Genomic DNA, 24,773 nt, shown 5'->3' with positions numbered 1-24,773 from the left:
CCACCGGTGACGGGAGCAGGACGAGGGAGGATGTCGCGATGATCGGAATGGTGCTCGCGGCCGGAGCGGGACGACGGCTGCGCCCGTACACCGACACCCTGCCCAAGGCGTTGGTGCCGGTGGACGGCGAGACGACGATCCTGGACATCGCGCTGGGCAACCTCGCCGAGGTCGGGCTCACCGACATCGTGATCGTCGTCGGCTACGCGGCGGACGCGGTCCGCGAGCGGCAGGCCGACCTGGAGAAGCGGTACGGGGTCACGCTCACCCTGGTGCACAACGACAAGGCCGAGGAGTGGAACAACGCCTACTCGCTCTGGCTCGCCCGGGAGTACTTCGCACGCGGGGTGCTGCTGGTCAACGGGGACACCGTGCACCCGGTGAGCATCGAAAAGACTCTGCTCGCCGAGCGTGGCCCGGGCATCCTGCTCGCCGTGGACACCCTCAAGCCGCTGGCCGAGGAGGAAATGAAGACCACCTTCGACGCCGCCGGTCAACTCACCCGCATCACCAAGATCATGGACCCGGGCGAGGCGTACGGGGAGTACATCGGCGCCACGCTGATCGAGCCGCAGGTCGCCGACGCCCTCGCCGACGCGCTGGAGGCGACCTGGCGACGGGACCCGAACCTCTACTACGAGGACGGCTACCAGGAGTTCTCCGACCGGGGCGGGGAGGTGCGGGCGGCACCGATCGGTGACGTCCCGTGGGTCGAGGTCGACAACCACGCCGATCTGGCCCGCGCGCGGGAGATCGCGTGCCGCTACTAGCTCGGAGCGTCCTCACCCCGCTGCACATCGACGTGCGACGCGGGGCGGTCGCCGACCTGGGCGCGATCCTGGCCGACGGACGGATCTCCTCCGGGGGTGACGTCGCGGTTGTGGTCGGCCCGGGGCAGGGCGCCCAGATCGCGGAGCTGATCCGACCGTCACTGCGCTCGGCGGACGTCTTCACCGTCTCCGGCGGGACGCTGGACGCCGCCGACGACCTGGGCGGCAAACTCCGCGCCCGGTCGTACGACGCGGTGGTCGGCATCGGCGGCGGCAAGACCATCGACGTGGCCAAGTACGCGGCGACCCGCCGAGGGCTGCCGATGGTGTCGGTGGCGACCAGCCTCGCCAACGACGGGATCGCCTCCCCGGTGGCCAGCCTGATCACCGACGGGATCAAGGGCTCCTACGGCGTACACATCCCGATCGGGGTGATCGTCGACCTGGACTTCGTGGAGAGCGGCCCGGACCGGCACAACCGGGCCGGCATCGGCGACGTGATCAGCAACATCAGCGCGCTGGCCGACTGGGAACTGTCTCGACAGGTACGCGGCGAGCCGGTCGACGGGCTGGCCGCCTCGCTCTCGCGAGCGGGCGCCGAGGCGGTGCTCAACCACCCCGGCGACATGAGCGACGACGCCTTCGTGATCGTCCTCGCCGAGGCGTTGATCTCCAGCGGCCTGGCGATGGCGGTCGACGGCACCAGCCGTCCGTGCAGCGGTGGCTGCCACGAGATCATGCACGCGGTCGACTCGCTTTTCCCCGGCACCGCCTCGCACGGCGAGCTGGCCGGGCTGGGTGCGCTGTTCTGCACCTGGCTGCGCGGAGACCTTCGCCGCTTCGGCGAGATGTCCGCCTGCCTGGCCCGGCACGGTCTGCCCCGGCTCCCCGCCGAGGTGGCGCTCACCGACGACCAGTTCATCGAGGCGGTGCAGTTCGCGCCGCGTACCCGGCCGGACCGGTACACCATCCTCGAACACCTGGCACTGTCGCCTACCGAGACCCGGGAACGGCTGGCAGACTACGCCGGTGCAATCCGCGACCAGCTTGGCTGACCCCCGTCCCACCGTCGCCGACTTCCACCGGGTGAACCGGGGCGGCGGCCTGTTCAGCGAGTCGATCAGCCAGTGGCTGGGCGCCGTCTTCGCGCTCGTCGCCCAGCGGCTCGGGCTGCGCCCGACCGCGCTGACCCTCACCAACCTGGTGCTGGGGCTGGCCACCTCCGTCACCGTTGTGGCGCTCGCCGGCCCCGTCGCCGCCGGGGACGTACCGGCCTGGGTGGTCGGTCTGCTCGCCCTGGTCGGCTGGCAGGTGGCGTACTCCCTGGACTGCGCGGACGGGCAGTTGGCCCGAGTGACCGGCCAGGGCAGCGCCGCCGGAGCCCGGATCGACATCCTCTGCGACGTGGCGGCGCAGATCGCCCTGGTGGCCGCGCTCGCCGCGACCGCGGTGGCGCAGGAACCGTCGACCCCGACCTGGCTGGTGGCGGTCTTCGCGGGCACCTGGATGGTCAACCTGGTGACGTCGGTGATGCAGGCCGGCCCGAACGCGGCCAGCATGGTCACCTCGACCTCGCTGCCGGTGCGCCTGGTAAAGCTGGTCCGCGACTACGGCGCTGTGATCTTCGTGGCCGCCCTGGTGCTCGCCGTGGCCCCCGCACTGGTCCTCTGGGTGATGGTCGCCTTCACCATCGTCAACGGTGGTTTCCTGCTGGCCAGCATCGCCTTCTCGGCCCGCGCCTCCTTACGCTGACGAACCCCACCCCGTCACCCCCAGAACGCCGCCCCGAGCATGAAGACCGCGCCGATCTTGCAGTTCTTGTTGTGGACATGGATAGGCATGCCCTTTATGTCGGGACAGAAAGTGCAAGATCGCGGAGCGGGGGCAGCCCGGAACGGGTTCAGACGTGGTTGGGGGTTCGGGCCAGGCCCGCGTAGATGTCGATGAGCTGCTTGGTGACCACGTCCGGGTGGAAGATGCGCTCGTAGCGGGCGCGGGCGGCCAGGGTCAGCCCGGACGCACCGGCGCGGGCGACCGGCAGCGCGGCCGCGAGCGCGGCCGGCTCCGGGGCGACCACCCAACCGGCCTCGCCCAGACCGATCCCCGCCGGCATGGTTGGCCCGCCGCCGCCCCCGGCGACAGCGGAGGCGATCTCGGCGGGCCCGGTGCCGGCGGGCTCGTGCGGGGCGTCGGCCCCGACCAGGTACGGAATGCCGCCCAAGGCTGTACCGAGCACCGGCCGGCCGTTCGCCAACGCCTCGATGATCACGGTGGGCAGCACGTCGTGCCACATCGCGGCGACGATCACCACCGCGCTCGCCTCGACTGCGGCCTGCACGCCGGCCCGGTCGAGCTGACCGAGGTAGACCACGTCGGGTCGCTCGGCGGCGGCTTCCTCCACGAGTGGGCGCAGCTCGCCGTCACCGGCGATCCGCAGCGTGCCCAGCGCACCCACCGGGTGCCGGCGCCAGGCGTCCAGCAGCAGGTCGACGCCCTTCTCCGGGGAGAGCCGGGCCATGTAGAGGAACCCGTCACCCAGCGGCACCGGCCGACCCGGATCGGGTACGGAGTTCGGCTTCACCACGATGCGTTCGTCCGGAATGCCGTACTCGCGGAGGTGATCGGCGATCGCCGAGGTGAGCGCGATGTATCGATCCACCGAGCGCCAGGTGCCCCGGTGCACGGCCAGGGTGGTCGCCATCAGCGCGCTCTGCACCGCCGAGTCGCGGTAGCAGCGGTGCTTGATCGCGGGCACACCCAACGCCCGGCCCTTGCAGTCCTGACAGATCACGCCGTCGCGGAAGTAGATCCCCGACGAGCAGACCTGCCGGTAGTTGTGCACCGTCTGCACCACCGGCACACCGTGCCGGTGCGCGGTCCGCACCACCCAGGGCGAGATCAGGGGGTACGGGTTGTGCAGGTGCAGAACGTCCGGTCGGTGCTCGGTGAGCAGCCGGCTCAGGTCGTGCTGGGCGCGCGGTGCCCAGATCGGCGAGATCGGCAGCAGCGCCTTCGCCGCCTTCGACATCGACGGGATCTCGTCCGAACTGCGAATGAAGGGCAGCACCTCGACGCCAGCGGCGGTGAGCTGAGCGATCTCCGAGTCGACGATCGTGTTCTCACCGGAAGGCTGGGCTTCCCGGTACCGGTTGTGTGCCACCACGATTCTCACGGAGCTCGCCTCTCGTTCGCGATTGCGGGACTCGCGAGCTCATTCCTCACGCTCACGGCAAAGAAGGCTACCGTTGTGTCGTGCCCGAACTACCGGAGGTTGAGGCGCTCGCGGGTTACCTGCGTCAGCGCGCGGTGGGGCGGCGCGTCGATCGGCTGGAGATCGCCGCGATCAGCGCCCTGAAGACGTACGAGCCGGCGCCGACCGAGGTCGCCGGCCGGGCGGTGGTCGACGCCAGTCGGCACGGAAAGTTCCTCGACGTCCTCTTCGAGGGCGGCCTGCACCTGGTGGTGCATCTGGCGCGAGCGGGCTGGCTGCACTACCGGGAGGCGTTCCCCGCCACCACCCCGCTGCGTCCGGGTAAGGGCCCGATCGCGGTGCGGGTACGCCTGGATGACGGTTCCGGCTTCGACCTCACCGAGGCCGGCACCCAGAAGAAGCTGGCCGCGTATCTGGTCACCGACCTCGCGACGGTCCCCGGGGTGGCCAAGCTGGGCCCGGACGCGCTCGCCGCGGATCTGCCCACCTTCGCCGAGCGGCTGCGGAGCAGGCGGGGGCAGGTCAAGGGGGTGCTGACCGACCAGTCGGTGCTGTCCGGGGTGGGCAACGCGTACTCCGACGAGATCCTGCACGCCGCGAAGCTGTCCCCGTTCGCGATCACCGATCGGCTCACCGACGCCCAGATCGCCACCCTGCACGCCGCCACCCGACAGGTCCTCGGCGACGCGGTCGAGCGGTCCCTCGGTCAGCGGGCCGCGGAACTGAAGAGTGAGAAGCGCTCCGGGCTGAAGGTGCACGCGCGCACCGGGCTGCCCTGCCCGGTATGCGGTGACACCGTGCGCGAGGTGTCGTTCGCCGACTCCAGCCTCCAGTACTGCCCCACCTGCCAGACCGGCGGCAAGCCGCTCGCTGACCGTCGGTTGTCTCGCCTCGTACGGTGAGTAATTGCACTTCGGAACTACGGAGCGGATTCGCCCTCCCTGAGTGGAAGCTCCGGTCCGCCCTTCTCGCCACGCGCGCATCCATCGGTATAGTGGCCCGGTCCCCGGCTTCTGAAATGGTGCGGAGCCGGCCAGATCCCGCCAGCACCGTCGGTCGCCAATCTCCTTCGGGGCGACGATCGGTCGGAGGCCGCGTGGGAGACTGGGACGGTGGGCGACCCGGGCCTTCACGCCGAGTGAGCGGCCCGTGTCATGCGGGAGGACATGGGTGAGGTGACGGCAAGCCTCCAGCGCCCGGTAACCAACGAAGGCCGGAGCAGACTCGTGCGGCACGTCGACAGCTTCGAGATCCAGCCGCCGACGCCGCCGTCCCACAACGGCGTACCTCGGTCGGCTTGGACGAGGGCGCGACGCCGTGTCTCCCGCTGGCACCGCCCCTACATCGCGATCCTGCTGCTGCTCGACTTCGGCGCGGCGGCGTTCGCCAGCTGGATCGCGATCCAGCTCTTCGACCAGGCTGCCTCCGGGTTCTCCGGCACCCAGCAGGACCCGACGTGGTTCCACACCGTCTCCTACCTGCTGCTTCCGCTCGGCTGGGTGGTCATCCTCTGGAGCAACCGGGCGTACGACCGGCGCTATCTGGGGCTCGGCCCGGACGAGTTCAAGCGGGTGATCCGCGCCTCGGTGACCGTGGCCGCGAGTGTCTCGTTCCTCGCCTTCTCCACCGTGACCCAGCTCTCCCGGTTCACCGTGGGCACGGCGCTGGTCGGTGCGACGCTGCTGATCCTCTGGGGTCGTTTTGTGGCCCGCTGGGCGTTGCACTACATCCGGCGGCGGGCCGGCCAGGCCGCGCACCGGATGGTGCTGGTCGGCACCCTGCCCGAGTGCCTGGAGGTCTACGCGGCGGTCACCCGCAGCCCGGCCGCCGGGCTGATGCCCGTCGCCATCCACATCACCGACGGGTACGCGGCTGCGCGGGGCATGCCGACCCCGGTTCCGGTGTACGCCGGACGCGACGTCTTGGCCCTGGTCCGTGAGGTCGGTGGGGACACGATCGCCGTCTGCGGGTCGGCCAGCGCGGAGCCGGGCGAGTTGCGCCGGCTGGCCTGGCAACTGGAGGGCTCCGGCGTCGACCTGGTGGTCGCGCCGCAGCTCACCGACATCGCCGGCCCTCGGGTGCACATCCGGCCGATCGAGGGTCTGCCGCTGCTGCACGTCGAGGAGCCGACCCTCTCCGGGCCGGCGCTGCTGGCCAAGAACCTGATGGACCGGGTCGCCGCCGGTCTCGGCCTGCTGCTGCTGATCCCGCTCTTCCTGGCCATCGCCGTGGCGATCCGGATCTCCGACCCCGGGCCGGTCTTCTTCCGCCAGCCCCGGGTGGGGCACGAGGGGCGCACGTTCCGGGTGTGGAAGTTCCGCACCATGTACGTCAACGCCGAGGACCGGCTGGCCAGCCTGGTCGACCGCAACGAGACCGACGGCATGCTGTTCAAGATGAAGGAGGACCCCCGGGTCTTCCCGGTCGGTCGTTTCCTGCGGGCCACCTCGCTGGACGAGCTGCCGCAGCTGATCAACGTGCTCTGGGGCGAGATGTCGCTGGTCGGGCCCCGCCCGCTACCGGCCGACGACGGTGACTTCCTGGGTGACGTGCGGCGCCGACTGCTGGTCCGCCCCGGAATGACCGGGCTGTGGCAGGTCTCCGGCCGCTCCGACCTGTCCTGGGACGAGTCGGTCCGACTGGACCTCTACTACGTCGACAACTGGTCGCTCGCGTACGACCTGAGCATCCTGTGGCGCACGGTCGGGGTGGTGCTCGCCCGCAAGGGCGCGTACTAGAAGGTTGGCGCGCCGGCTCGCAGGGGCGAGGATCGCTGCGTGGCTGCCAACCTTTCCGCCGTGGTCGGCGTCGTCTCACTCGTCACCGCGCTGACCGCAGCCCTGCTGGCGGTGCTGCGGCTGCGGGCCCGCCGTGGCATCGCCACCGCCACCCAGCGGGCCACCTACGAGGTGCTGCACACCGCCGGCCTGGCCGCCGAACCGCTGCGCGCGGGGTTGAGCGAGGCGGGCGCGACGAAGGCCGTACGCCATCTGCGGGCGCTGGTGGGCGCGGTCGGGCTGGCGCTCACCGACGCCGACCGGCTGCTGGCCCTCGACGGGCGCGGCACGCACCACGGGGAGCAACTGCTCGCGGCGGCCCGGCGGACGGTGGACTCCGGCCGCTCGACGGTGCTGGGTGAGCAGGAGCTGCACTGCGACCGGGTCGACTGCCCGATCCGGGGAGCGGTGGTCGCACCGTTGCTGGGGGCGGACGGTCGGGTGGTGGGCGCGCTGGTGGCGGTCGCCGACAGCCCGCCGCCTCCAGGGTTGGTGCAGGCCACCCTGGAGACGGCGCACTGGGCCGGCAACCAGCTCGCACTGGCCGAGCTGGACTCGTCGCGGGAGCGGCTGGCCCGCGCCGAAATCCGGGCGTTGCGGGCGCAGATCAGCCCGCACTTCATCTACAACGCGCTGACCGCGATCGGCTCGTTCGTACGCACCGACCCGGAGCGGGCCCGGGAGCTGATCCTGGAGTTCGCGGAGTTCACCCGGTACTCGTTCCGGGCGCACGGGGAGTTCACCACGCTGGCCGAGGAGCTGCGGTCGATCGACCGCTACCTGACCATCGAGCGGGCCCGGTTCGGCGACCGGTTGCAGGTGCGCTTGCAGATCGCCCCGGAGGTGCTGCCGGTGACGCTGCCGTTCCTCTGCCTCCAGCCGTTGGTGGAGAACGCGGTTCGCCACGGGTTGTCCCGCAAGCCGGGCACGGGCATGGTGAGCATCGAGGCCCGGGACGCGGGAGCCGAATGCCACATCACGGTGGAGGACGACGGAGTGGGAATGGATCCGACCACGCTGACCGCCGGCATCGCCGAGCTGGCCCGCGGCACCGGCGACCCGGGCGACGACACGGGCCAGCACGTCGGCCTCTCCAACGTCGACGAGCGGTTGCGCTCGGTCTTCGGGGACCGGTTCGGCCTGGTCGTGGAGACCGGGTTGGGCTCGGGCACGAAGGTGAGCATGCGGGTGCCGAAGTTCCACCCCGGCGTGCGGGCAGGGTCGTGAGCGAGCGGGCCGCGACGGGTGCGGTGAACGCGTCCGGTTTCCTGCGCGTCCTCGCGGTGGACGACGAGCCGCCCGCGCTGGACGAGCTGGCGTACCACCTCCGGGCCGACCCCCGGGTGGCCCGGCTGCACACGGCCGGCGATGCCACCGAGGCGCTGCGGCTGTTGCGCGACGGCGACGTGGACGTGGTCTTCCTGGACATCCGGATGCCCGGCCTGGACGGCATGGAGTTGGCCCGGGTGTTGCGCCGCTTCGCCCGGCCACCGGCGATCGTGTTCGTCACCGCGTACGACGACGGCGCGGTGGACGCCTTCGATCTGGGCGCCACCGACTACGTGCGGAAACCGGTGCGCGCCGATCGGCTGGCCGAGTCGCTGCGCCGGGTGATCGGCTCGCGGGTGGTGCCGTCACACCCGTCGGCGTTGGCCCGCGCGGAGGAGGACCCGACCATCCCCATCGAGTTGGCCGGCACCACCCGGATGCTGCCCCGGTCGGCGGTGCGGTGGGTGGAGGCGCAGGGCGACTACGCCCGGTTGCACACCGCGGAGGGGTCGCACCTGGTGCGGGTCTCGCTGGCCACGCTGGCGGAACGCTGGGCCGATGCCGGTTTCGTCAGGGTGCACCGGTCGTACCTGGTGCAGTTGAAGTTGATCGCGGAGTTGCGGCTGGTCAACTCCGGCTACGTGGTGGTGATCGACTCAACCGAGCTGCCGGTGAGCCGGCGGCACACCCGGGAGCTGAAGGACAAGCTGGTCAGGGCCGCGAAGCAGGATTGGAATCGCTGACCCGGGAATGGAAGCAGCCCTACCGTACGTTGTACGCTAGTCCGTACGACTTCCGGGAGGCTTGCCGTGACCGAGACCCCGTTCGACGCCGAATCCGAGTTCGACAGCCAACTCGACCGACTGGTGCAGCTCGGCTACCCCGCCCTCGCCGGGCTCACCGAGAGCGCCTTCCGCAACCTGGTCGCGCCACTGCGGGCCAGGGCGGTCGAGGGCACCCCCGGGCTGCCCGCCCCCACCGATGCCCGGGTGCCCTTCCTGCTGGTCATCACCCGGGACCTGATCGGTGTGCCGGAACGGGTGGGGCTGACCACCCTGGCCGGCAAGCGCAAGCCCGGCGTCATCGACCGGAACTACGCCGAGGACGACCTGCCCCGTTTCGACCCGATCAAGGAGCTGGAGGTGCCGGCCGGGCCGGCGTACCTGCTCTTCGACGTCGACCGGGGTGAGGAGTTCCGCAATTTGGCACCCGCCACGGCCATGGAGGGGATCACCGCTCAGGGCCGGTTGCCGCTGAGCATCGACGAGGGGCTCGCCTTCATCACGCTGCACCCGGCCGCGTTGGCGAGCAACCGGTGCTTCTCGCTGGTCGGCTCCCGCTGCGGGGACAAGCGGGTGCCGGCGCTGTGGATCAGCCAGGGCGCACCCAAGCTGGGCTGGTGCTGGTACGGCAACCCGCACACCTGGCTCGGCTCCGCCTCGGCCCGACCGGAGCGCATCGGCCTGGATTGACCGCAGCCCGTCGATGATCGACACGGGTTCCTGAAAGTCCGGCCATCCCACCGGCCCGGATGGCCCGACTTTCAGCACCTCGAGTGGATCAAGCCCCGGGTCAGAAGATGTCGGCCAACTTCAGGGCTAGGGGGAACGGCTGCTCGGTGCGGTAGACCTCGCCAACCGCCAGAACGGCCTGCTCGCGGTAACCGCCCGCGCCACTCACCAGCACGGTAAGGGTCTGCTTGCGGGGCTCCACCAGCCAGTAGAGCGGGACGCCGACGGCCGCGTACTCGTGACGTTTGAGCACCAGATCACGGCCGGCATTGCTCGGCGAGATCACCTCGACGACGAGGCGAACGTCGGCCGGGTCGAGCGCCGCACCGCCGCTGGCCAGTGCGCTCTCGCTGGCGACGAAGAGATCAGGCACGAAGTACGACGAGCGTTTCGCACTGACCCCGATGTCCTGACCAACGAGCACACCGGCGGGGGCCTGCCGGTCGAGGATCCGGCGGAGGCGATTGGCGACCGCGCCGCGAAAGACGTCCGCATGGGGGGACACGAGCAGGCTCCCGTCGAAGATCTCGTAGACCTGGTCGTCCTCGGGGAGGCTCTGGAGGTCGTCGACCGTCCAGGCGTCACCCCAGCCGGGCCGGGCAGGGTTGGTCACCGTCACACCTCCTCTCTACCGGACCACCCTGACAGCTCAGTCGGTTGTCCACAACGAGCATCCGGAGTTCCCACACGCCAGGCGGCATGATCCACGAGTTATCCACAGCCGTGATCGGTTCTCCACAGGTTGTTCACAACGCAAACCACTGATCTCCACGGCCGCTCCCTACAGTCAGGACCCATGAACGCACGCCGGGTACTGGTGGTCGAGGACGAACGGACCATCGCAGAGTCCATCGCCGCCCGACTACGGGCCGAGGGTTTCACGGTGGAGATCGCGGCGGACGGGCCCAGCGCGGTCGCCCAGTTCCACGCCGGACAGCCGGATCTCGTCGTCCTCGACGTGATGCTGCCGGGCTTCGACGGCCTGGAGGTGTGCCGCCGGATCCAGGCCGACCGACCGGTGCCGGTGCTGATGCTCACCGCCCGGGACGACGAGACCGACCTGCTCGTGGGGCTGGCGGTCGGCGCGGACGACTACCTCACCAAGCCGTTTTCGATGCGGGAACTCACCGCCCGGGTGCATGTCCTGCTGCGACGGATGGAGCGGGCCGCCGCCACTCCCGCGCCCCCCGCCATCCGCCTCGGCGACATCGAGATCAACGAGGCCGAGCGACGGGTCCGCCGGGCCGGGGCGGACGTGCACCTCACCCCGACCGAGTTCGACCTGCTGGTCCACCTCGCGGGGCGGCCCCGCACGGTGCTCCCCCGGGAACGGCTGCTCGCCGAGGTCTGGGGGTGGGGCGACGGGAACGGCACCCGCACCGTGGACAGCCACATCAAGGCTCTGCGCCGCAAGCTGGGTGCCGACCTCATCCGCACTGTGCACGGGGTCGGCTACGCGCTGGAGCTGCCGTCATGACGGCGACCCTGCTCACCCGGCTGGACCGGGTGCTGGAGCTGCTGCCCCGACCGCTGGACCCGGTGCGCTCGATCAAGCTGAAGCTGGGTGTGCTGCTGGTCGCCTCCGGTGCGGCCGGCCTGGCCTACTTCTCGTACGGCATCGGCTGGCCGCCGCCGATCACCTCGGCCACCGCCATCGCCGTCGCCCTGCTCACCTCGCAGGTGCTCGCCCACGGCATGACCTCGCCGTTGCGGGACATGACGGCGGCCGCCGGCGCGATGGCCCGCGGCGACTACACACGTCGGGTGCGCGCCACCTCCCGCGACGAGGTCGGCGAGCTGGCCCAGGCGTTCAACAAGATGGCCGAGGATCTGCACGCCGCCGACCAGCGTCGACGCGAGCTGATCGCCAATGTCTCGCACGAGCTGCGTACGCCGATCACCGCGTTGCAGGGCGTGCTGGAGAACATGGTGGACGGGGTCGCCGACCCCGAACCCGCGGCGCTGCGTTCGGCGTTGGCCCAGACCGAACGGCTCGGCCACCTCGTCGCCGACCTGCTCGACCTGTCCCGACTCGACGCCGGGGTGGTGCCGCTGCGGCGCGTACGCATCGACGTGGGGGACTTCCTCGACGAGGCGGTGGAGCACGCCACGGCCAGCGCGTCCGGCGCCGGTCTGGACGTGCGCTTCCAGCTCCGTGACCTGCCGACACCGCTGACGGTCCACGCGGACCCGTGGCGGCTGCACCAGGTCTTCGCGAACCTGCTCGACAACGCGGCCCGACACAGCCCACCCGGCGGCACGGTGCGGGTGTGCGCCGAGGAACACGGCGACCAGCTCCGCTTCGAGGTGAGCGACGAGGGCCAGGGCATTCCGCCGGCCGAGCGTTCCCGGGTGTTCGAGCGGTTCACCCGCGGCGACCGGGCGGCGGGCGGCGGGACCGGGCTCGGCCTGGCCATCGCCCGGTGGGTCGTCGAACTACACGGCGGTCGGATCGGTGTCCTCGACCCCGCCGGACCAGACCGGGGTGACCGGCCCGGCTGCCGCATTCAGGTCACCATCCCGTGCCACGGGCCATACCGAGAAGAGGCCGCATGACCAGCCCCGGCAGCACCCCCCTCCCGGCCACCGGACCGACCGGGCCGGCGCAGGTCGCCCCGACCCTCGGCCCGGCTGCAACACCAGTCGCCGGTCGACCTCAGGCGTGGCCGGTCGCACCAGCCCTGCCCAGGCCCCCGTCGGTGATCCAACGCCGCTGGCCGGGGCCGTCCGGCCCTGCCCGTCCGCAGGTGCTGGGGGCGCTGACGGCTGCGGCGGTCGTCGGCGCCTCGACCCTGACGACGGTTCGTCCCGGCCTCGGCTGGCTGGTGGCCGCGCTGGCCGTCACCGCCGCCCTCGTCACCGCCAGCGTCCTCCGTTGCGGGATGTCGTCCCCGGCGGCGAACCCCGTCACACCGACCGGCGAGGCGGCACCAACGGCTCCGCCGGGGCCGACCGCCGCGCCCGAGCCGACCGTCCAGGCGGCCACCGCCCGTCCCGGTGCCACGGGGGCACCGGGGCGGGCGGAGCAGGCCATCTGGGCCGCCGCGACGGTCGCGTTGACAGCCGTCGGCACGGTCCGTGCCGCCGGCTGGCTCTTCGTCCTCTGCCTGCTCGCGGCCGCGGTGACCGGGACTCTCGCGGTGACCGGCGCGCGAAGCCCGCTCGGCATGCTGGTCGCCGCGACGCTGCCGCCGGCCGCGACGGTACGGGCGCTCCCGTGGGCGGCACGCGGAATACGCGACACCCGCCCGACAGGGTCCGGGATCGGCTTCGGACGCATCCTCACCAGCCTGGCGATCTCCGCCGTCCTGCTGGCGCTGTTCGGGGTGCTCTTCTCCTCCGCCGACGCGGTCTTCGCCGAACTGGTCGCCGGTCTGCTGCCGGACATCTCGCTACCCGGCGTGATCGGCTGGACGTTCCGCCTGTTGCTGATCGGCGGTGGTCTGCTCGGCGGCGCGTACCTGGTCAGCCGCCCACCCGACCTGGAGGGCCTGCGACCTGCGTCGTCACGGCCGGCCCACCGATTGGAATGGACCCTCCCGCTGGTGTTGCTCGACGCCCTGTTCGCCGTGTTCGTGGTGGTCCAGCTGACGGTGTTGTTCGGCGGGGCGGGGCACGTGCTGCGTACGGCCGGTCTCACCTACGCCCAGTACGCCCGCGGCGGGTTCTGGCAACTGCTCGCCGTCACCGCGCTCACCCTGCTGGTGATCGCCATCGCCGCCCGCCGCGCGCCGAAGGCCACCCGGGCGGACCGGCTGCTGGTCCGCGTGCTGCTCGGCACGCTCGCCGCGCTCAGTCTGGTGATCGTCGCCTCGGCGCTCTACCGGATGCAGGTCTACGCCGACGCGTACGGTGCCACCCGGCTGCGCCTCGTCGTGGCGACCATGGAGCTGTGGCTCGGGCTGCTCTTCCTCCTGGTCGGGGTCGCCGTGGTGCGGCTGCGGGCCGAGTGGCTGCCCCGGTTGGTGATCGGCACGGCGGTGCTGGCGCTGCTCGGGTTGGCACTTGTCAATCCCGACCGGCTGATCGCCGACCGGAACGTCGACAGGTACTTGGAGACCGGCCGGTTGGACGTCGACTACGTGTCCGGGCTGTCGGCCGATGCCGTGCCAGCGCTGGCCCGACTGCCCGAACCGATGCGCACCTGCGCACTGACGCGAATCGCCGTCGAGCAGCCCCGGGACGGCCTCTGGGCGACGAACCTCGGCCGGCTGCGGGCCCAACCCGAACTCGACACGATCCCGCTGAGCGGCACCCTGACCTACTGTCTCGACCTGGAACGCTGGTGAGCGTGAACGCTTGACAATCGCGTACGGCGGGCGAGACTGCCGGGGTGGCCAAGCAACTCCCCGACGTGGGGTCGAGCGGTTCGGTACCGCCGCCCCGGCGGTCCCGGATCGTGCTGGCCGAGATCACCAGGCAGGACAGCCGCGCCGAGCGGACCCGCGCCGAGCTGGCCCAGCAGACCCAGGTCGGCGAGGCGCTGGTCCGCGGCCTGGTCCGGGCCCAACTCGCGCTGGCGCTGCGGCTTTCCCTGGTGGTGGCCATCGGTTTGGGCGGGCTGCCCTGGCTGTTCGCGATCGCGCCCTCGCTCGGCCGGACCACCGTCGCGGGCGTGAACCTGCCGTGGCTGCTGCTCGGGGTGGCCTCCTTCCCGTTCCTGATCGGCGTGGGCTGGGCGTACGTGCGGCTGGCCGAGCGCAACGAGCAGGACTTCACCGACCTGGTGCAACGGCCGGAGCGCTGAGTGGGCAACGACTTCGTGGTCCCGGCCATCGTCGCGGTCACCCTGGTCACCGTTGGGATCGGCTTCTACGGGCTGCGGTTGGCCCGGACCACGTCCGACTTCCTGGTGGCGTCCAGGGCGATCAGTCCCACCTGGAACGCCGCCGCCATCGGCGGGGAATACCTGTCGGCGGCGAGCTTCCTCGGCATCGCGGGGCTGGTCCTCAAGTACGGCGTGGACGTGCTCTGGTACCCGGTCGGGTTCGCCGCCGGCTACCTGGCCCTGTTGCTCTTCGTGGCCGCGCCGCTGCGCCGCTCCGGTGCGTTCACCCTGCCTGACTTCTGCGAGTTGCGGCTGGGGTCGCGTCGACTCCGCATCCTGGCCACCGCTTTCGTGATCTTCATCGGTTGGCTGTACCTGGTGCCACAGCTCCAGGGCGCCGGGCTGACCCTGGCCACGGTGGCTGGCTCCCCGTACCCCCTCGGAGCCCTGCTGGTGGCGGCCGTGGTCACCGCGAACGTGGCGCTGGGCGGCATGCGCGCGATCACCTTCGTGCAGGCGTTCCAGTACTGGCTCAAGCTGACCGCTCTCGCCGTACCGGTGGTCTTCCTGGCCCTGCAGTGGCAGGCCGACGGCCGCCCGGCGGTGACCCCGCCCGACGGGCCGACGTTCCGGGCCGCGACCACCGTCGTGGTCGAGCACCGCGCGACCCTCACCCTGCCCGACGGTGACATCCGGGAGGTACGCCCCGGCGACGAGTTGACCTTCGTCGCCGGTGATCCGGTGCCGGACGTCTCCGGGGTGGCCACGGATGCCGACGACTGGTTGCTGCCCAGCGCCGCGGGCGACGACGACCGGGGCCTGTTCGCGACGTACTCGCTGATCCTGGCCACCTTCCTGGGCACCATGGGCCTGCCGCACGTGCTGGTGCGCTTCTACACCAATCCGGACGGCGCGGCGGCCCGCCGGACCACCCTGGTGGTGCTGGCGTTGGTCGGCGCGTTCTACCTGCTGCCCACCCTGTACGGGGTCCTCGGCCGGATCTACACCCCGCAGTTGCTGCTCAGCGGCCAGACCGACGCTGTGGTGGTGCTGCTACCCGAAGCGGCCCTGGGTGACGGCCTGGCCGGGCGGCTGCTCGCCGCGCTGGTCGCCGCGGGCGCGTTCGCGGCGTTCCTCTCCACCTCGTCCGGCCTGCTGACCAGCGTCGCCGGGGTGATCTCGACGGACGTGCTCGGTCGGGGATCGGTACGCGGGTTCCGGCTGGCCACCGTCATCGCCGGTGGTGTGCCCGCGGTGCTGGCGCTGCACGTCTCCGGGCTGGACGTCTCGCAGGTCGTCGGGCTGGCCTTCGCGGTGGCCGCGTCGAGCTTCTGCCCGCTGCTGGTGCTCGGCATCTGGTGGCGCGGGTTGACCGACGTGGGCGCCACCGCCGGCGTGGTGGTCGGCGGCGGCGCGGCGATCGGCGCGGTGCTGGTCACCGTGCTCGGCCCACCGTTGTCCGGCTGGCCGGCCACGCTGATCGCGCAGCCGGCCGCCTGGACGGTGCCGCTGGCCTTCACCGTGATGGTCGCCGTGTCGATGGCAACCCGCAGGCGGGCCCCGGCCGACGTCGCCGCCACAATGCTCCGCCTACACACCCCCGAAGCCCTCCGCATGCAGTGATCACCGCTGCCACGAAGCCCACCACCACTCCAAGATCGTCGACCCTCCTCGGCGATCTTGCACTTTCTGTCCCGACACAAGCCGCATGTGCCCCCACATCGACAACAGAAGCTGCAAGATCGGCGCCGCCTTCTCGGAACCCTCGTCCGCCTCGGGGATGATCGCGGGTCCGCCCGTCGCCGGACGGCGGAACTGGCGATCGACGGATAACGTCGGCGCATGACTGTTGAGCACCCCGCGCTCGCACTGCGTGGCCTGGCCAAGCGGTTCGACGGCACGATCGCGGTGGCCGGCGTCGACCTGGACGTCCCCGCCGGCTCCTTCTATGGCCTGCTCGGCCCGAACGGCGCCGGCAAGACGACCACCCTGTCGATGGCGGTCGGGCTGTTGCGACCGGACGCCGGCTCGGCCTGGGTGCTCGGGCACGACGTCTGGCAGGACCCGGTCACCGCCAAGCGGCTGCTCGGCGTGATGCCCGACGGGGTCCGGCTGTTCGACCGGCTGACCGGCGCGGAGTTGCTGGCGTACAACGGGTTGTTGCGGGGGATGGACCCGGCGGTGGTCGACCAGCGGGCTGCCGAGCTGCTGGACGTGTTGGCGCTCGGCGACGCCGGTCGGACGCTGGTGGTGGACTACTCGGCGGGCATGAAGAAGAAGATCGGCCTGGCCTGCGCGCTGCTGCACGGCCCCCGGGTGCTGGTGTTGGACGAGCCGTTCGAGGCGGTCGACCCGGTCTCCGCCGCGCTGATCCGGGACATCCTCACCCGGTACGCGGCCGGCGGCGGCACGGTGGTCTTCTCCAGTCACGTCATGGAGGTCGTCGAGCGGCTCTGCTCGCACGTGGCGATCCTGGCCCAGGGGGTCATCAAGCGGGTCGGGACCATCGACGAGGTCCGCGGCGGTCGCTCGTTGGAGCAGGTCTTCGTCGAGGTGGTCGGCGGGCGCACCGCGACCGGCGAGGAGCTGTCGTGGCTCTCCCAGTGAACGCGGACGCCACCCCCGCCGCGCCCGTACGCACTGTCTCCGCTCGCCACTTCGTGCGGCTCAAGCTGCGGGTGATGGGCAACAACTTTCGGGGCCAGGGCTGGCGGATCGCCCTGTTCGTCGGCGGCGCGTTGCTCGGGCTCTGGTTCGCCGCCAGCGGGTTCTTCCTCTTCGCCGCGCCGGGCCTGACCGGCAACGGCCGGTACGCGGTGCTGGTCGCGGCGGCGGGTGGCGGGCTGCTGGTGCTGGGTTGGCTGTTTCTGCCGCTCGTCTTCTTCGGTGTGGACGAGACACTGGACCCGGCCCGGTTCGCGCTGCTGCCGCTGCCCCGGCGCACGTTGGTGACCGGCCTGTTCGTGGCGGCCCTGATCAGCGTGCCGGTGCTGGCGGTGCTCATCGCGTCGTTCGGGCTGGTGCTGACCTCCTGGTCGTTGGGTGGCTGGTCGGCGGGGCTGACCGCCGTCCTGGGTGTGCTCGCCGGGCTGCTGCTCTGTGTGGCCGCCAGCCGGGCGGTGACCAGCGCGTTCGCCAGCATGTTGCGGTCCCGACGGGTCCGCGACCTGGCGGCCGTGCTGCTGGCGGTGACGGCCGCGTTGCTCGGCCCGTTGCAGATCTTCGGCCTCGCCGCGCTGCGCGGGGCGGACTGGGACCGGCTCGCCGGCGTGGCGACCGTGATCGGTTGGACGCCGTTGGGCGCCCCGTGGACCGTCGGCATCGACGTGGCCCAGGGACGGGTGTGGGCGGCACCGGTCAAGTTGCTGATCACGGTGGCGGCGCTGGGCGCCCTGCTGGCCTGGTGGTCCCGGTCGCTCGAGTCGGCGATGGTGGGTGCGGCGAGCGCCGGTAAGGCTCCGGTGCGACGCGGAGTCGCCGGTGGCGCGGTCGCCCAACTGTTCCCCCGGGCCACTGGCTGGGCGCGCCGGGACCAGTTCGGTGCCCTGGTCGCCCGGGAGGCCCGGTACTGGTGGCGGGACGCACGCCGCCGAGCCAACCTGATCACGATCGCAGTGGTCGGCATCTTCGTACCCGTGTTCATCAACGTTACGGGCGGGGACTTCGCGGCCATGGACAGCGGAGGGTTGACGGCGGCTGCCAGCGACAGCTCACCGGTCGTGGTCACCATCTCCATGGTTCTCGTGGGTGTGCTCGCCGCCGCCACCCTGGCCAACCAGTTCGGCTTCGACGGCAGCGCGTACGCCGCGAACGTGGTGGCCGGGGTGCCCGGTCGGGTGGAGCTGCGGGCGCGGATGACGGCCTTCTCGCTGTACGTACTGCCGATGCTGGCGTTCGTATCGGTGGTGCTGTCGGTGCTGCTCAGTCGACCGGGTTGGATCGGGCTCACCTTCGGCAGCCTGGTCGCCACCTACGGCGCCGGGCTGGCGGTGAACAGCCTGGTCTCGGTGCTCGGGGCGTACTCGCTGCCGGAGACGAGCAACCCGTTCGCGATGAACAGCGGCGCGGGCCTCACGAAGGGGCTGCTCACCCTGCTGACCATGCTCGCCTCGGCGGTCGCCGCGGTGCCGATGGTGGTGGCCGCCGCGCTGCTCGGCGACGCGTGGCTCTGGCTGGCCCTGCCGGTCGGCGCAGCGTACGGGCTGGGCGCGGCGCTGCTGGGCGCGTACCTGGCCGGTGACGTGCTGGACCGACGTCAACCGGAGCTGCTGGCCACTGTCACACCGCGCCGCTAACCGGCGCGACGGCCAGGGGCCTGGGCCGCGTCGGCGACGAAGCCGCGCCACGCGGCCGGGGCGAAGGTGAGGGTCGGGCCGGAGCGATCCTTGCTGTCCCGGACCAGCACGACGCCGGGCAGATTATCCGCCACCTCGATGCAGTTGCCGCCGGAGTCGGTGGACCGAGTGGGTGTGCGCCAGCGTGGCTCGTTCATCGTCATGGCGTCACCTTCAGCTTCCGGATCAGATCCATCGAGGCGCTTGTGGGGAGTGCTTCGCCGAGCAGGCTATCCCGTTTGCGATCAATCAATCGGAGCATCTCCGGGTCGTCCATGACGTGTCCGCGAGCGGCATTCTCCAGGTAGAGCACCCTGTCCCCGTCTGGCAGATCGGCGAACACGAAGCCGCCCCCAAAGCCGACATGCTCCCCGACGCTCAGTGGAATGACGTGCAATCGGGCGGACGGAAGGTCTGCCACCTCAAGCAGTCGGCCGAGCTGGGCGTTGAGCACAGCGTGACCACCCACCGGACGGTGAAGGCCCATCTCGTCCACCAGGAAAACGCACGTTGGCGGCGCATCCCGGGACAGAGGTCGCCGGGCATGCCGGCTCGGCCGCCTGCGTGGGCGAACGGGCCGACTGTGCTCTGCCCCGACCGGGCCGGGCCGGTTGGCTGACCCCGGCGCAGACCTGGCGTGCGAACGGCGGTCGCTGGTGAAACCCTGCGACCGGCCACCGGCTCGGACCTCAGAGCACGCAAGCGACCGGACGACGCATCGCACCTGGGATCAGCATGCCACCGCAAGCGTGATGTCCCTGATGCATCAATATGACTCAGGGGCATCACTGTCATTCGGCCATCGCCCTCCGCCGAGCGGACCGCGCCGCAGCCGGGCGACTCCACCGCCCCCGACGGCCGGAGAGCCAAGGTGAGCCGCCCGCACGTGCCGATGTCCTTGGTTGGGCGCGGGGCCGGGGCGGCACAATGTTTCACGTGAATCATGAGCCGGGTGCCGAGATCCACCACACCGATCCGTTCGCGGTGCCGACCGGACAACGGTCGCCGGTACGCCGGCTGCGTGGTCGCCTCGCCGCACCGGTGACCCTCTGGACGGCGCCCGGTCCGGCCGGGCTGACCGTCTCGTCCACCCTGGTGGCCGAGGGGGAACCGGACCGGCTGCTCGGGCTGATCGACCCGGAGTCCGACCTCTGGGCGGCCGTCGAGGAGTCGGGTCGGTTCGCGGTCACGCCGCTCGGCCCGCCGCACCGGCAACTCGCCGACCGGTTCGCCGGCCTCTTCCCCGCCCCGGGCGGGCTCTTCGCCACCGGCGCGTGGAACGAGACGCCGTACGGGCCGGTTCCGGCGGACGCCGGCGGCTGGGCCGGGTGCCGGCTGGACACCGCCCGGGAGTACGGCTGGGGCCTGCTGGTCGAGGCCACGATCGAGGCGGTCGACCTGGCCGAGGAGGCAACCCCGCTGCTGCACTACCGCGGTCGTTACCACGAGCTGCCGGCCTGAACGGACGCCTCGCCAGGGGCGACCGATCACCGCAGTGACCTGAGTCACTTGGCGCAGCCAGCCAACCGCTCGGCGCACTTGCCGACCGGCGTCGATCTCAGCCTTCCCTGCCGGGGAGTGCGCTCTTTACGGTGCGCGAAACTCCTCTGACGCCTGTGAAGGTGGTGATCCACAGATGTCCACGGACACACCCGCTCCGGCTGCTTCCCAGTCGGACAAGTACCTGGCCGTACAACGGTCGGACGAGTTCGCCGGGCTGCGGCGTGCGCTGCGCGGCTTCGTCTTCCCGATGACCGTCGCGTTCTTCCTGTGGTATGCGCTCTACGTCATTCTCTCCGCGTACGCCCGGGACTTCATGGGCACGAAGCTGTTCGGCAGCAACATCAACGTCGCACTGGTCTTCGGCCTGCTCCAGTTCGTCTCCACGTTCCTGATCGCCTGGCTCTACTCCCGGTACGCGGACCGGAAGATCGACCCCATCGCGGACCGGATCCGCGCCGAGATCGGGGAGGTGACCCGTGAAGACGGTTCACGCGGTTGAGACGTTCCTCGCGGCTGAGGCGGGCGATCACACCGCCCGCAACCTGACCATCACGCTCTTCCTGGTCTTCGTGGCGGTGACCCTGGGCATCACCATCTGGGCCAGCCGGCAGACCAAGACGGCGACCGACTTCTACGCCGGCGGCCGGTCCTTCTCCGGCTTCCAGAACGGCATGGCGATCGGCGGCGACTACATGTCGGCCGCTTCGTTCCTCGGCATCGCCGGCATCATCGCGTTGTACGGCTACGACGGCTTCCTCTACTCGATCGGGTTCCTGGTCGCCTGGCTGGTGGCCCTGCTGCTGGTCGCGGAGCTGCTGCGGAACTCGGGCCGGTACACGATGGCGGACGTGCTGGCCTTCCGGATGCGTCAGCGTCCGGTGCGTACGGCGGCGGCGGTCTCCACCATCACGGTGTCGATCTTCTACCTGCTCGCCCAGATGGTCGGCGCCGGCGCGCTGGTCGCGCTGCTGCTCGGCATCCGGCCGGGGACGACCTTCCTCGGCATGGACGCGGACACCGCGAAGGTGGCCACCATCATCATGGTCGGCACGCTGATGATCATCTACGTGACCGTGGGTGGCATGAAGGGCACCACCTACGTGCAGATCGTCAAGGCGTTCCTGCTCATGGGCGGCGCGCTGTTGATGACCATCCTGGTGCTGGCGAAGTTCAACTTCAACCTGTCGGAGCTGCTCGGCCAGGCGGCCGCCGCCTCCGGCAAGGGCAGCGCGTTCCTCGAACCCGGGCTCCGGTACGGCGTCGAGGTCGCCGGCAACTCGACACAGACGTTCTACAACAAGGTCGACCTGCTGTCCCTGGGCATCGCCCTGGTGCTCGGCACCGCCGGTCTGCCGCACATCCTGATCCGCTTCTACACGGTGCCGACCGCGAAGGCGGCCCGTAAGAGCGTGCTCTGGGCGATCGGCATCATCGGCACCTTCTACCTGCTCACCCTGGCCCTCGGCTTCGGTGCGGCAGCGCTGGTCGGCAGCCAGGCGATCACGGCACAGGACAAGGCCGGCAACACCGCCGCGCCGCAGTTGGCCGAAGCGCTCGGCATCGACTTCTTCGGCGGCGAACTGGGCGGGGCAGCCCTGCTGGCGATCATCGCGGCGGTCGCCTTCGCCACCATCCTCGCGGTGGTCGCCGGGTTGACGCTGGCCTCGTCGTCCAGCCTGGCGCACGACTTCTACGCGAACGTGCTGAAGAAGGGTGAGGCGTCGGAGCGGCAGGAGGTGCGGGTCGCCCGGATCTCCGCCCTGGGGATCGGCGCGGTGTCGATCGCCCTGTCGATCTACGCGCAGAACCTCAACGTGGCGTTCCTGGTGGCGCTGGCCTTCGCGGTCGCCGCCTCGGGCAACCTGCCGGCGATCCTCTACAGCCTCTTCTGGCGGCGGTTCAACACCTCCGGCGCGGTGTGGTCGATCTACGGCGGGCTGCTCTCGGCCGTGCTGCTGGTGTTCTTCTCGCCGGTGGTCTCCGGTGCGGCGACCTCGATGTTCCCGGACCATGACTGGCAGTGGTTCCCGCTGTCCAACCCGGGCATCCTCTCCATCCCGTTCGGTTTCCTCTGCGGGTGGATCGGCACCGTCATCTCCAAGGAGCACGACGAGGACAAGTACGCGGAGCTGGAGGTGCGCGCCCTCACCGGCGCTGGCGCCCACTGATCGCGGCACCTGTCGAGGGGTCCCCGGTTGACGTGCGACGTCAACAGGGGACCCCTTCCGCGAATTCGGCGGTCGGTAGGCTGAGCCGTATGAAGGTTGCTGAGCGCTTTGGTTCCGATCACCGCATCCTCGTCACCGGCGGAGCTGGCTTCGTCCCGTCGCACCTGGTGGACGCCCTGATCGCCCGAGGCTGCACGGTGGTGGCGCTGGACAACTTCGTGACCGGCTCCAAGGAGAACGTCGCCCACCTGCTGGATCGGCCGACCTTCACCCTCGTCGAAGCGGACATCTCCGATGGTCTGCCGACCCACCACCCGGCGCTGGCCGAGCGGTTCGACGCGATCCTGCACATGGCCTCTCCGGCCAGCCCCACCGATTTCGCCCAGTTGCCGGTGGAGATCCTCCGGGTCGGCTCGGTCGGCACCCTGCACCTGCTGGAGCGCGCGGTCGCCGACGGTGCCCGGTTCCTGATGGCCTCCACCTCCGAGGCGTACGGAGACCCGAAGGAGCACCCGCAGCGGGAGACCTACTGGGGCAACGTCAACCCGATCGGGGTCCGCAGCGTCTACGACGAGGCCAAGCGCTTCTCCGAGGCCGCGACGATGGCGTACCACCGCTACCGCGGGCTCGACGCGGCGATCGTCCGGATCTTCAACACGTACGGCCCGCGAATGCGCCCGGACGACGGCCGCGCCATCCCCACCTTCATCTCCCAGGCGCTGCGCGGCGAGCCGATCACCGTGCACGGCACTGGCAACCAGACCCGGTCCATCTGCTTCGTCGAGGATCTGGTGCGCGGCATCCTGCTGCTGCTCGACTCGACCGAGACGGGCCCGGTCAACTGTGGCACCGAGCACGAGCTGACCATGCGGCAACTCGCCGAGTTGATCGTGTCGCTCTCCGACAGCACCTCGAAGGTGACCTATGTCACCCGCAGCTCGGATGACCCGGAGATGCGTCGACCGGATCTCACGCTCGCTCGTGAACTGCTCGGATACGAGCCGTCGGTCGTGCCCGAAGATGGCCTGCGACGCACGATCGAGTACTTCCGGTCGCGGCTAGGGTAACCAGATTTTCGCGTACCGCCTGCCGCTGAGTGTCGCCTGAAGGCGGCAGTGGCTCCCGCTACGTACCCTGAGTTACATGTCCGCGACCTCGTCTGCCGGCGTCCCGCATCCGTACCTGCACCGCAGCGCCGGGCGCGCCTCGGTGCCCGGCCCCGACCGGGGCGCCTCCGGGCGTGCCCGTCCGACCGAGGCGCGCTTCTATCCGTCGTACGACGAGGAGCAGCCTCGCTCCGGCGGCCCGGCGGGGCCCACCGGGCCCGGCGGTCCGGGTGGCACCGGTGGTCCGGGGCGGCGAGGCCCGCGACCGCGCTGGGGTCGGATCGCCCTGGTGGCCGGGGCCGTGGTGCTGGTGCTGGCGCTGCTCGGCAGCGTCGGCGCCTGGTTGTACGCCCGCAACCTCAACGGTGACCTGGCCCGCACCGACCCGTTCGCTGAGATCACCGGTGGTCGGCCCGCCAAGACCGTCGATGGCGCGCTGAACATCCTGCTGGTCGGCAGCGACTCACGGGACCCGGACGCGCCGGTCGACAGCAAGAGCCAGTGGCGCGCCGACACGATCATCGTCATGCACATTCCGGCCGACCACCAGGAGGCCTACCTGGTCTCCATCCCCCGCGACCTGTACGTGCCGATCCCGGAGAGCGCCGGCGCGGACTGCGGCTCCGGTTCCCGCGCGAAGATCAACGCAGCGTTCGCGTTCGGTGGGCTGCCGCTTGCGGTACGCACCGTGGAGTGCTTCACCGACGTTCGGATCGACCACGTGATGGCGATCGACTTCGGCGGTTTCAAAGAGGTCACCGACGCTCTCGGCGGGGTGGACCTGAAGGTGGAGCGCACCATCACCTCGATCCACAAGCCGTACCGGACCTTCACCAAGGGCACCAACCACATGGACGGCGCGGAGGCGCTGGACTGGATCCGGCAGCGCAAGCAGTTCCCGGACGGGGACTTCGCCCGGATGCGGCACCAGCAGGAGTTCCTTCGGGCACTGATGGACAAGGCGGCGAGCACCGGCACGCTGGCGAACCCGAAGAAGCTCAACGATTTCCTCAAGTCGGTGACCGCGGCCGTAACCGTCGACCAGACTTTCTCGGTTACAGACATGGCGCTGCAGTTCCGTAACCTGCGCGGCCAGAACCTCACCTTTGTGACCAGCCCGAACTCGGGCAGCGACACCATCAACGGCGAGTCGGTGGTGGTGTCGGACCGGGAGAAGGCGCTCGCGATGTACCAGGCCATGTCCGCGGACACGATGGCCGACTGGGTCAAGGCGAACCCGCCGAAGAGCAACGACGGCGGCTGACCGCAGCCCGACTGGCACCAGCCGTTCGGGTCATCGAGCAGCGACGATCGACTGAGTCTGCGAAATTCGACGTCCGGATTGACCCGGGATGA

The 24,773-nt window shown here is 70.8% G+C and carries 24 protein-coding genes; 20 read left to right on the top strand and 4 right to left on the bottom strand.

Annotated features, from left to right (window positions below; translation table 11 throughout):
* Nucleotides 1–38: 38 nt before the first annotated feature.
* From ACIA47_RS11040 to ACIA47_RS11030, 3 genes are read left to right on the top strand one after another with little or no spacing between them, the layout of a single operon-like run.
* Nucleotides 39–770 (top strand): sugar phosphate nucleotidyltransferase, encoded by a 732-nt coding sequence (locus ACIA47_RS11040; protein WP_112583845.1) that lies wholly within the window; start codon nucleotides 39–41, stop codon nucleotides 768–770.
* Complete coding sequence (locus ACIA47_RS11035; protein WP_179781433.1) at nucleotides 758–1,825, top strand: iron-containing alcohol dehydrogenase family protein; 1,068 nt, start codon at nucleotides 758–760, stop codon at nucleotides 1,823–1,825. Before ACIA47_RS11040 ends, ACIA47_RS11035 begins: the two co-directional genes overlap by 13 nt.
* Nucleotides 1,800–2,522 (top strand): CDP-alcohol phosphatidyltransferase family protein, encoded by a 723-nt coding sequence (locus ACIA47_RS11030; RefSeq protein ID WP_396707199.1) that lies wholly within the window; start codon nucleotides 1,800–1,802, stop codon nucleotides 2,520–2,522. The genes ACIA47_RS11035 and ACIA47_RS11030 overlap by 26 nt, the downstream gene beginning before the upstream one ends.
* A gap of 148 nt (nucleotides 2,523–2,670) precedes the next feature.
* Here ACIA47_RS11030 and ACIA47_RS11025 read toward each other — a convergent pair whose 3' ends face one another.
* Nucleotides 2,671–3,942, bottom strand: a complete 1,272-nt coding sequence (locus ACIA47_RS11025; protein WP_396707197.1) for a glycosyltransferase — start codon at nucleotides 3,940–3,942, stop codon at nucleotides 2,671–2,673.
* Between the two features lie 80 nt (nucleotides 3,943–4,022).
* Here ACIA47_RS11025 and ACIA47_RS11020 point away from each other — a divergent pair, with 80 nt between their 5' ends.
* The 5 genes from ACIA47_RS11020 to ACIA47_RS11000 all read left to right on the top strand — a co-directional run bounded on the left by ACIA47_RS11020 (nucleotide 4,023) and on the right by ACIA47_RS11000 (nucleotide 9,499).
* Entirely contained in the window at nucleotides 4,023–4,883 is an 861-nt protein-coding gene (locus ACIA47_RS11020) for an Fpg/Nei family DNA glycosylase (RefSeq protein ID WP_396707195.1), read from the top strand.
* Between the two features lie 264 nt (nucleotides 4,884–5,147).
* Nucleotides 5,148–6,719: a sugar transferase gene (locus ACIA47_RS11015; RefSeq protein WP_186718385.1), complete on the top strand. Its 1,572-nt coding sequence runs from the start codon at nucleotides 5,148–5,150 to the stop codon at nucleotides 6,717–6,719.
* Nucleotides 6,720–6,758: 39 nt separating this feature from the next.
* Complete coding sequence (locus tag ACIA47_RS11010; protein ID WP_396707193.1) at nucleotides 6,759–7,985, top strand: sensor histidine kinase; 1,227 nt, start codon at nucleotides 6,759–6,761, stop codon at nucleotides 7,983–7,985.
* Between the two features lie 23 nt (nucleotides 7,986–8,008).
* Nucleotides 8,009–8,770, top strand: a complete 762-nt coding sequence (locus tag ACIA47_RS11005; RefSeq protein WP_203119086.1) for a LytTR family DNA-binding domain-containing protein — start codon at nucleotides 8,009–8,011, stop codon at nucleotides 8,768–8,770.
* Nucleotides 8,771–8,836: 66 nt separating this feature from the next.
* Entirely contained in the window at nucleotides 8,837–9,499 is a 663-nt protein-coding gene (locus tag ACIA47_RS11000) for a DUF5701 family protein (RefSeq protein WP_396707191.1), read from the top strand.
* Nucleotides 9,500–9,599: 100 nt separating this feature from the next.
* On the opposite strand, the gene ACIA47_RS10995 is transcribed toward ACIA47_RS11000, so the two are convergent.
* Entirely contained in the window at nucleotides 9,600–10,151 is a 552-nt protein-coding gene (locus ACIA47_RS10995; protein ID WP_396707189.1) for a Uma2 family endonuclease, read from the bottom strand.
* Nucleotides 10,152–10,334: 183 nt separating this feature from the next.
* Here ACIA47_RS10995 and ACIA47_RS10990 point away from each other — a divergent pair, with 183 nt between their 5' ends.
* From ACIA47_RS10990 to ACIA47_RS10960, 7 genes are all read left to right on the top strand, one after another.
* A complete protein-coding gene (locus ACIA47_RS10990) occupies nucleotides 10,335–11,015 on the top strand; it encodes a response regulator transcription factor (protein ID WP_396707187.1) in 681 nt (226 codons plus the stop codon).
* On the top strand, nucleotides 11,012–12,094 hold the full coding sequence (locus ACIA47_RS10985; RefSeq protein ID WP_396707185.1) for an ATP-binding protein: 1,083 nt from the start codon (nucleotides 11,012–11,014) through the stop codon (nucleotides 12,092–12,094). The genes ACIA47_RS10990 and ACIA47_RS10985 overlap by 4 nt, the downstream gene beginning before the upstream one ends.
* Entirely contained in the window at nucleotides 12,091–13,827 is a 1,737-nt protein-coding gene (locus tag ACIA47_RS10980; RefSeq protein WP_396707183.1) for a DUF4153 domain-containing protein, read from the top strand. Before ACIA47_RS10985 ends, ACIA47_RS10980 begins: the two co-directional genes overlap by 4 nt.
* Before the next feature lie 44 nt (nucleotides 13,828–13,871).
* Nucleotides 13,872–14,285 (top strand): hypothetical protein, encoded by a 414-nt coding sequence (locus ACIA47_RS10975; RefSeq protein ID WP_396707181.1) that lies wholly within the window; start codon nucleotides 13,872–13,874, stop codon nucleotides 14,283–14,285.
* Nucleotides 14,286–15,929 (top strand): cation acetate symporter, encoded by a 1,644-nt coding sequence (locus ACIA47_RS10970; protein ID WP_396707179.1) that lies wholly within the window; start codon nucleotides 14,286–14,288, stop codon nucleotides 15,927–15,929.
* A 219-nt stretch (nucleotides 15,930–16,148) separates the two neighbouring features.
* Nucleotides 16,149–16,913 carry an ABC transporter ATP-binding protein gene (locus ACIA47_RS10965; RefSeq protein WP_203119014.1) on the top strand — a complete coding sequence of 255 codons (765 nt, stop codon included), beginning with the start codon at nucleotides 16,149–16,151 and terminating at the stop codon, nucleotides 16,911–16,913.
* Nucleotides 16,898–18,601 (top strand): ABC transporter permease, encoded by a 1,704-nt coding sequence (locus ACIA47_RS10960; RefSeq protein ID WP_396707177.1) that lies wholly within the window; start codon nucleotides 16,898–16,900, stop codon nucleotides 18,599–18,601. The genes ACIA47_RS10965 and ACIA47_RS10960 overlap by 16 nt, the downstream gene beginning before the upstream one ends.
* Here the strand turns inward: ACIA47_RS10960 and ACIA47_RS10955 are convergent.
* Together ACIA47_RS10955 and ACIA47_RS10950 are read right to left on the bottom strand one after the other, a co-directional pair.
* Entirely contained in the window at nucleotides 18,598–18,804 is a 207-nt protein-coding gene (locus ACIA47_RS10955; protein ID WP_396707176.1) for a DUF397 domain-containing protein, read from the bottom strand. The genes ACIA47_RS10960 and ACIA47_RS10955 overlap by 4 nt on opposite strands.
* A complete protein-coding gene (locus ACIA47_RS10950; RefSeq protein WP_396707174.1) occupies nucleotides 18,801–19,364 on the bottom strand; it encodes a DUF5753 domain-containing protein in 564 nt (187 codons plus the stop codon). Before ACIA47_RS10950 ends, ACIA47_RS10955 begins: the two co-directional genes overlap by 4 nt.
* A 77-nt stretch (nucleotides 19,365–19,441) precedes the next feature.
* Between ACIA47_RS10950 and ACIA47_RS10945 the strand changes: the two genes are divergently transcribed.
* From ACIA47_RS10945 to ACIA47_RS10925, 5 genes are all read left to right on the top strand, one after another.
* The gene (locus ACIA47_RS10945) at nucleotides 19,442–20,101 is read left to right on the top strand and encodes a flavin reductase family protein (RefSeq protein ID WP_396707365.1); all 660 of its coding nucleotides are present in this window, start codon (nucleotides 19,442–19,444) and stop codon (nucleotides 20,099–20,101) included.
* 175 nt (nucleotides 20,102–20,276) lie between these two features.
* Nucleotides 20,277–20,642 carry a DUF485 domain-containing protein gene (locus tag ACIA47_RS10940; protein ID WP_088950720.1) on the top strand — a complete coding sequence of 122 codons (366 nt, stop codon included), beginning with the start codon at nucleotides 20,277–20,279 and terminating at the stop codon, nucleotides 20,640–20,642.
* On the top strand, nucleotides 20,620–22,311 hold the full coding sequence (locus ACIA47_RS10935; protein WP_203119010.1) for a cation acetate symporter: 1,692 nt from the start codon (nucleotides 20,620–20,622) through the stop codon (nucleotides 22,309–22,311). The genes ACIA47_RS10940 and ACIA47_RS10935 overlap by 23 nt, the downstream gene beginning before the upstream one ends.
* A gap of 89 nt (nucleotides 22,312–22,400) precedes the next feature.
* Nucleotides 22,401–23,378, top strand: coding sequence for an NAD-dependent epimerase/dehydratase family protein (locus tag ACIA47_RS10930; protein ID WP_396707172.1), 978 nt, complete (start codon nucleotides 22,401–22,403; stop codon nucleotides 23,376–23,378).
* A gap of 76 nt (nucleotides 23,379–23,454) precedes the next feature.
* Nucleotides 23,455–24,681: an LCP family protein gene (locus ACIA47_RS10925; protein WP_396707170.1), complete on the top strand. Its 1,227-nt coding sequence runs from the start codon at nucleotides 23,455–23,457 to the stop codon at nucleotides 24,679–24,681.
* Nucleotides 24,682–24,773 lie beyond the last annotated feature (92 nt).

Origin of the sequence: Micromonospora sp. NPDC051227 (assembly GCF_044455385.1) — a bacterium.
Classification (GTDB): Bacteria; Actinomycetota; Actinomycetes; order Mycobacteriales; family Micromonosporaceae; genus Micromonospora.
The sequence above is the reverse complement of the archived record's forward strand: the minus strand, read 5'-3'. Positions and strand labels throughout refer to the sequence as shown.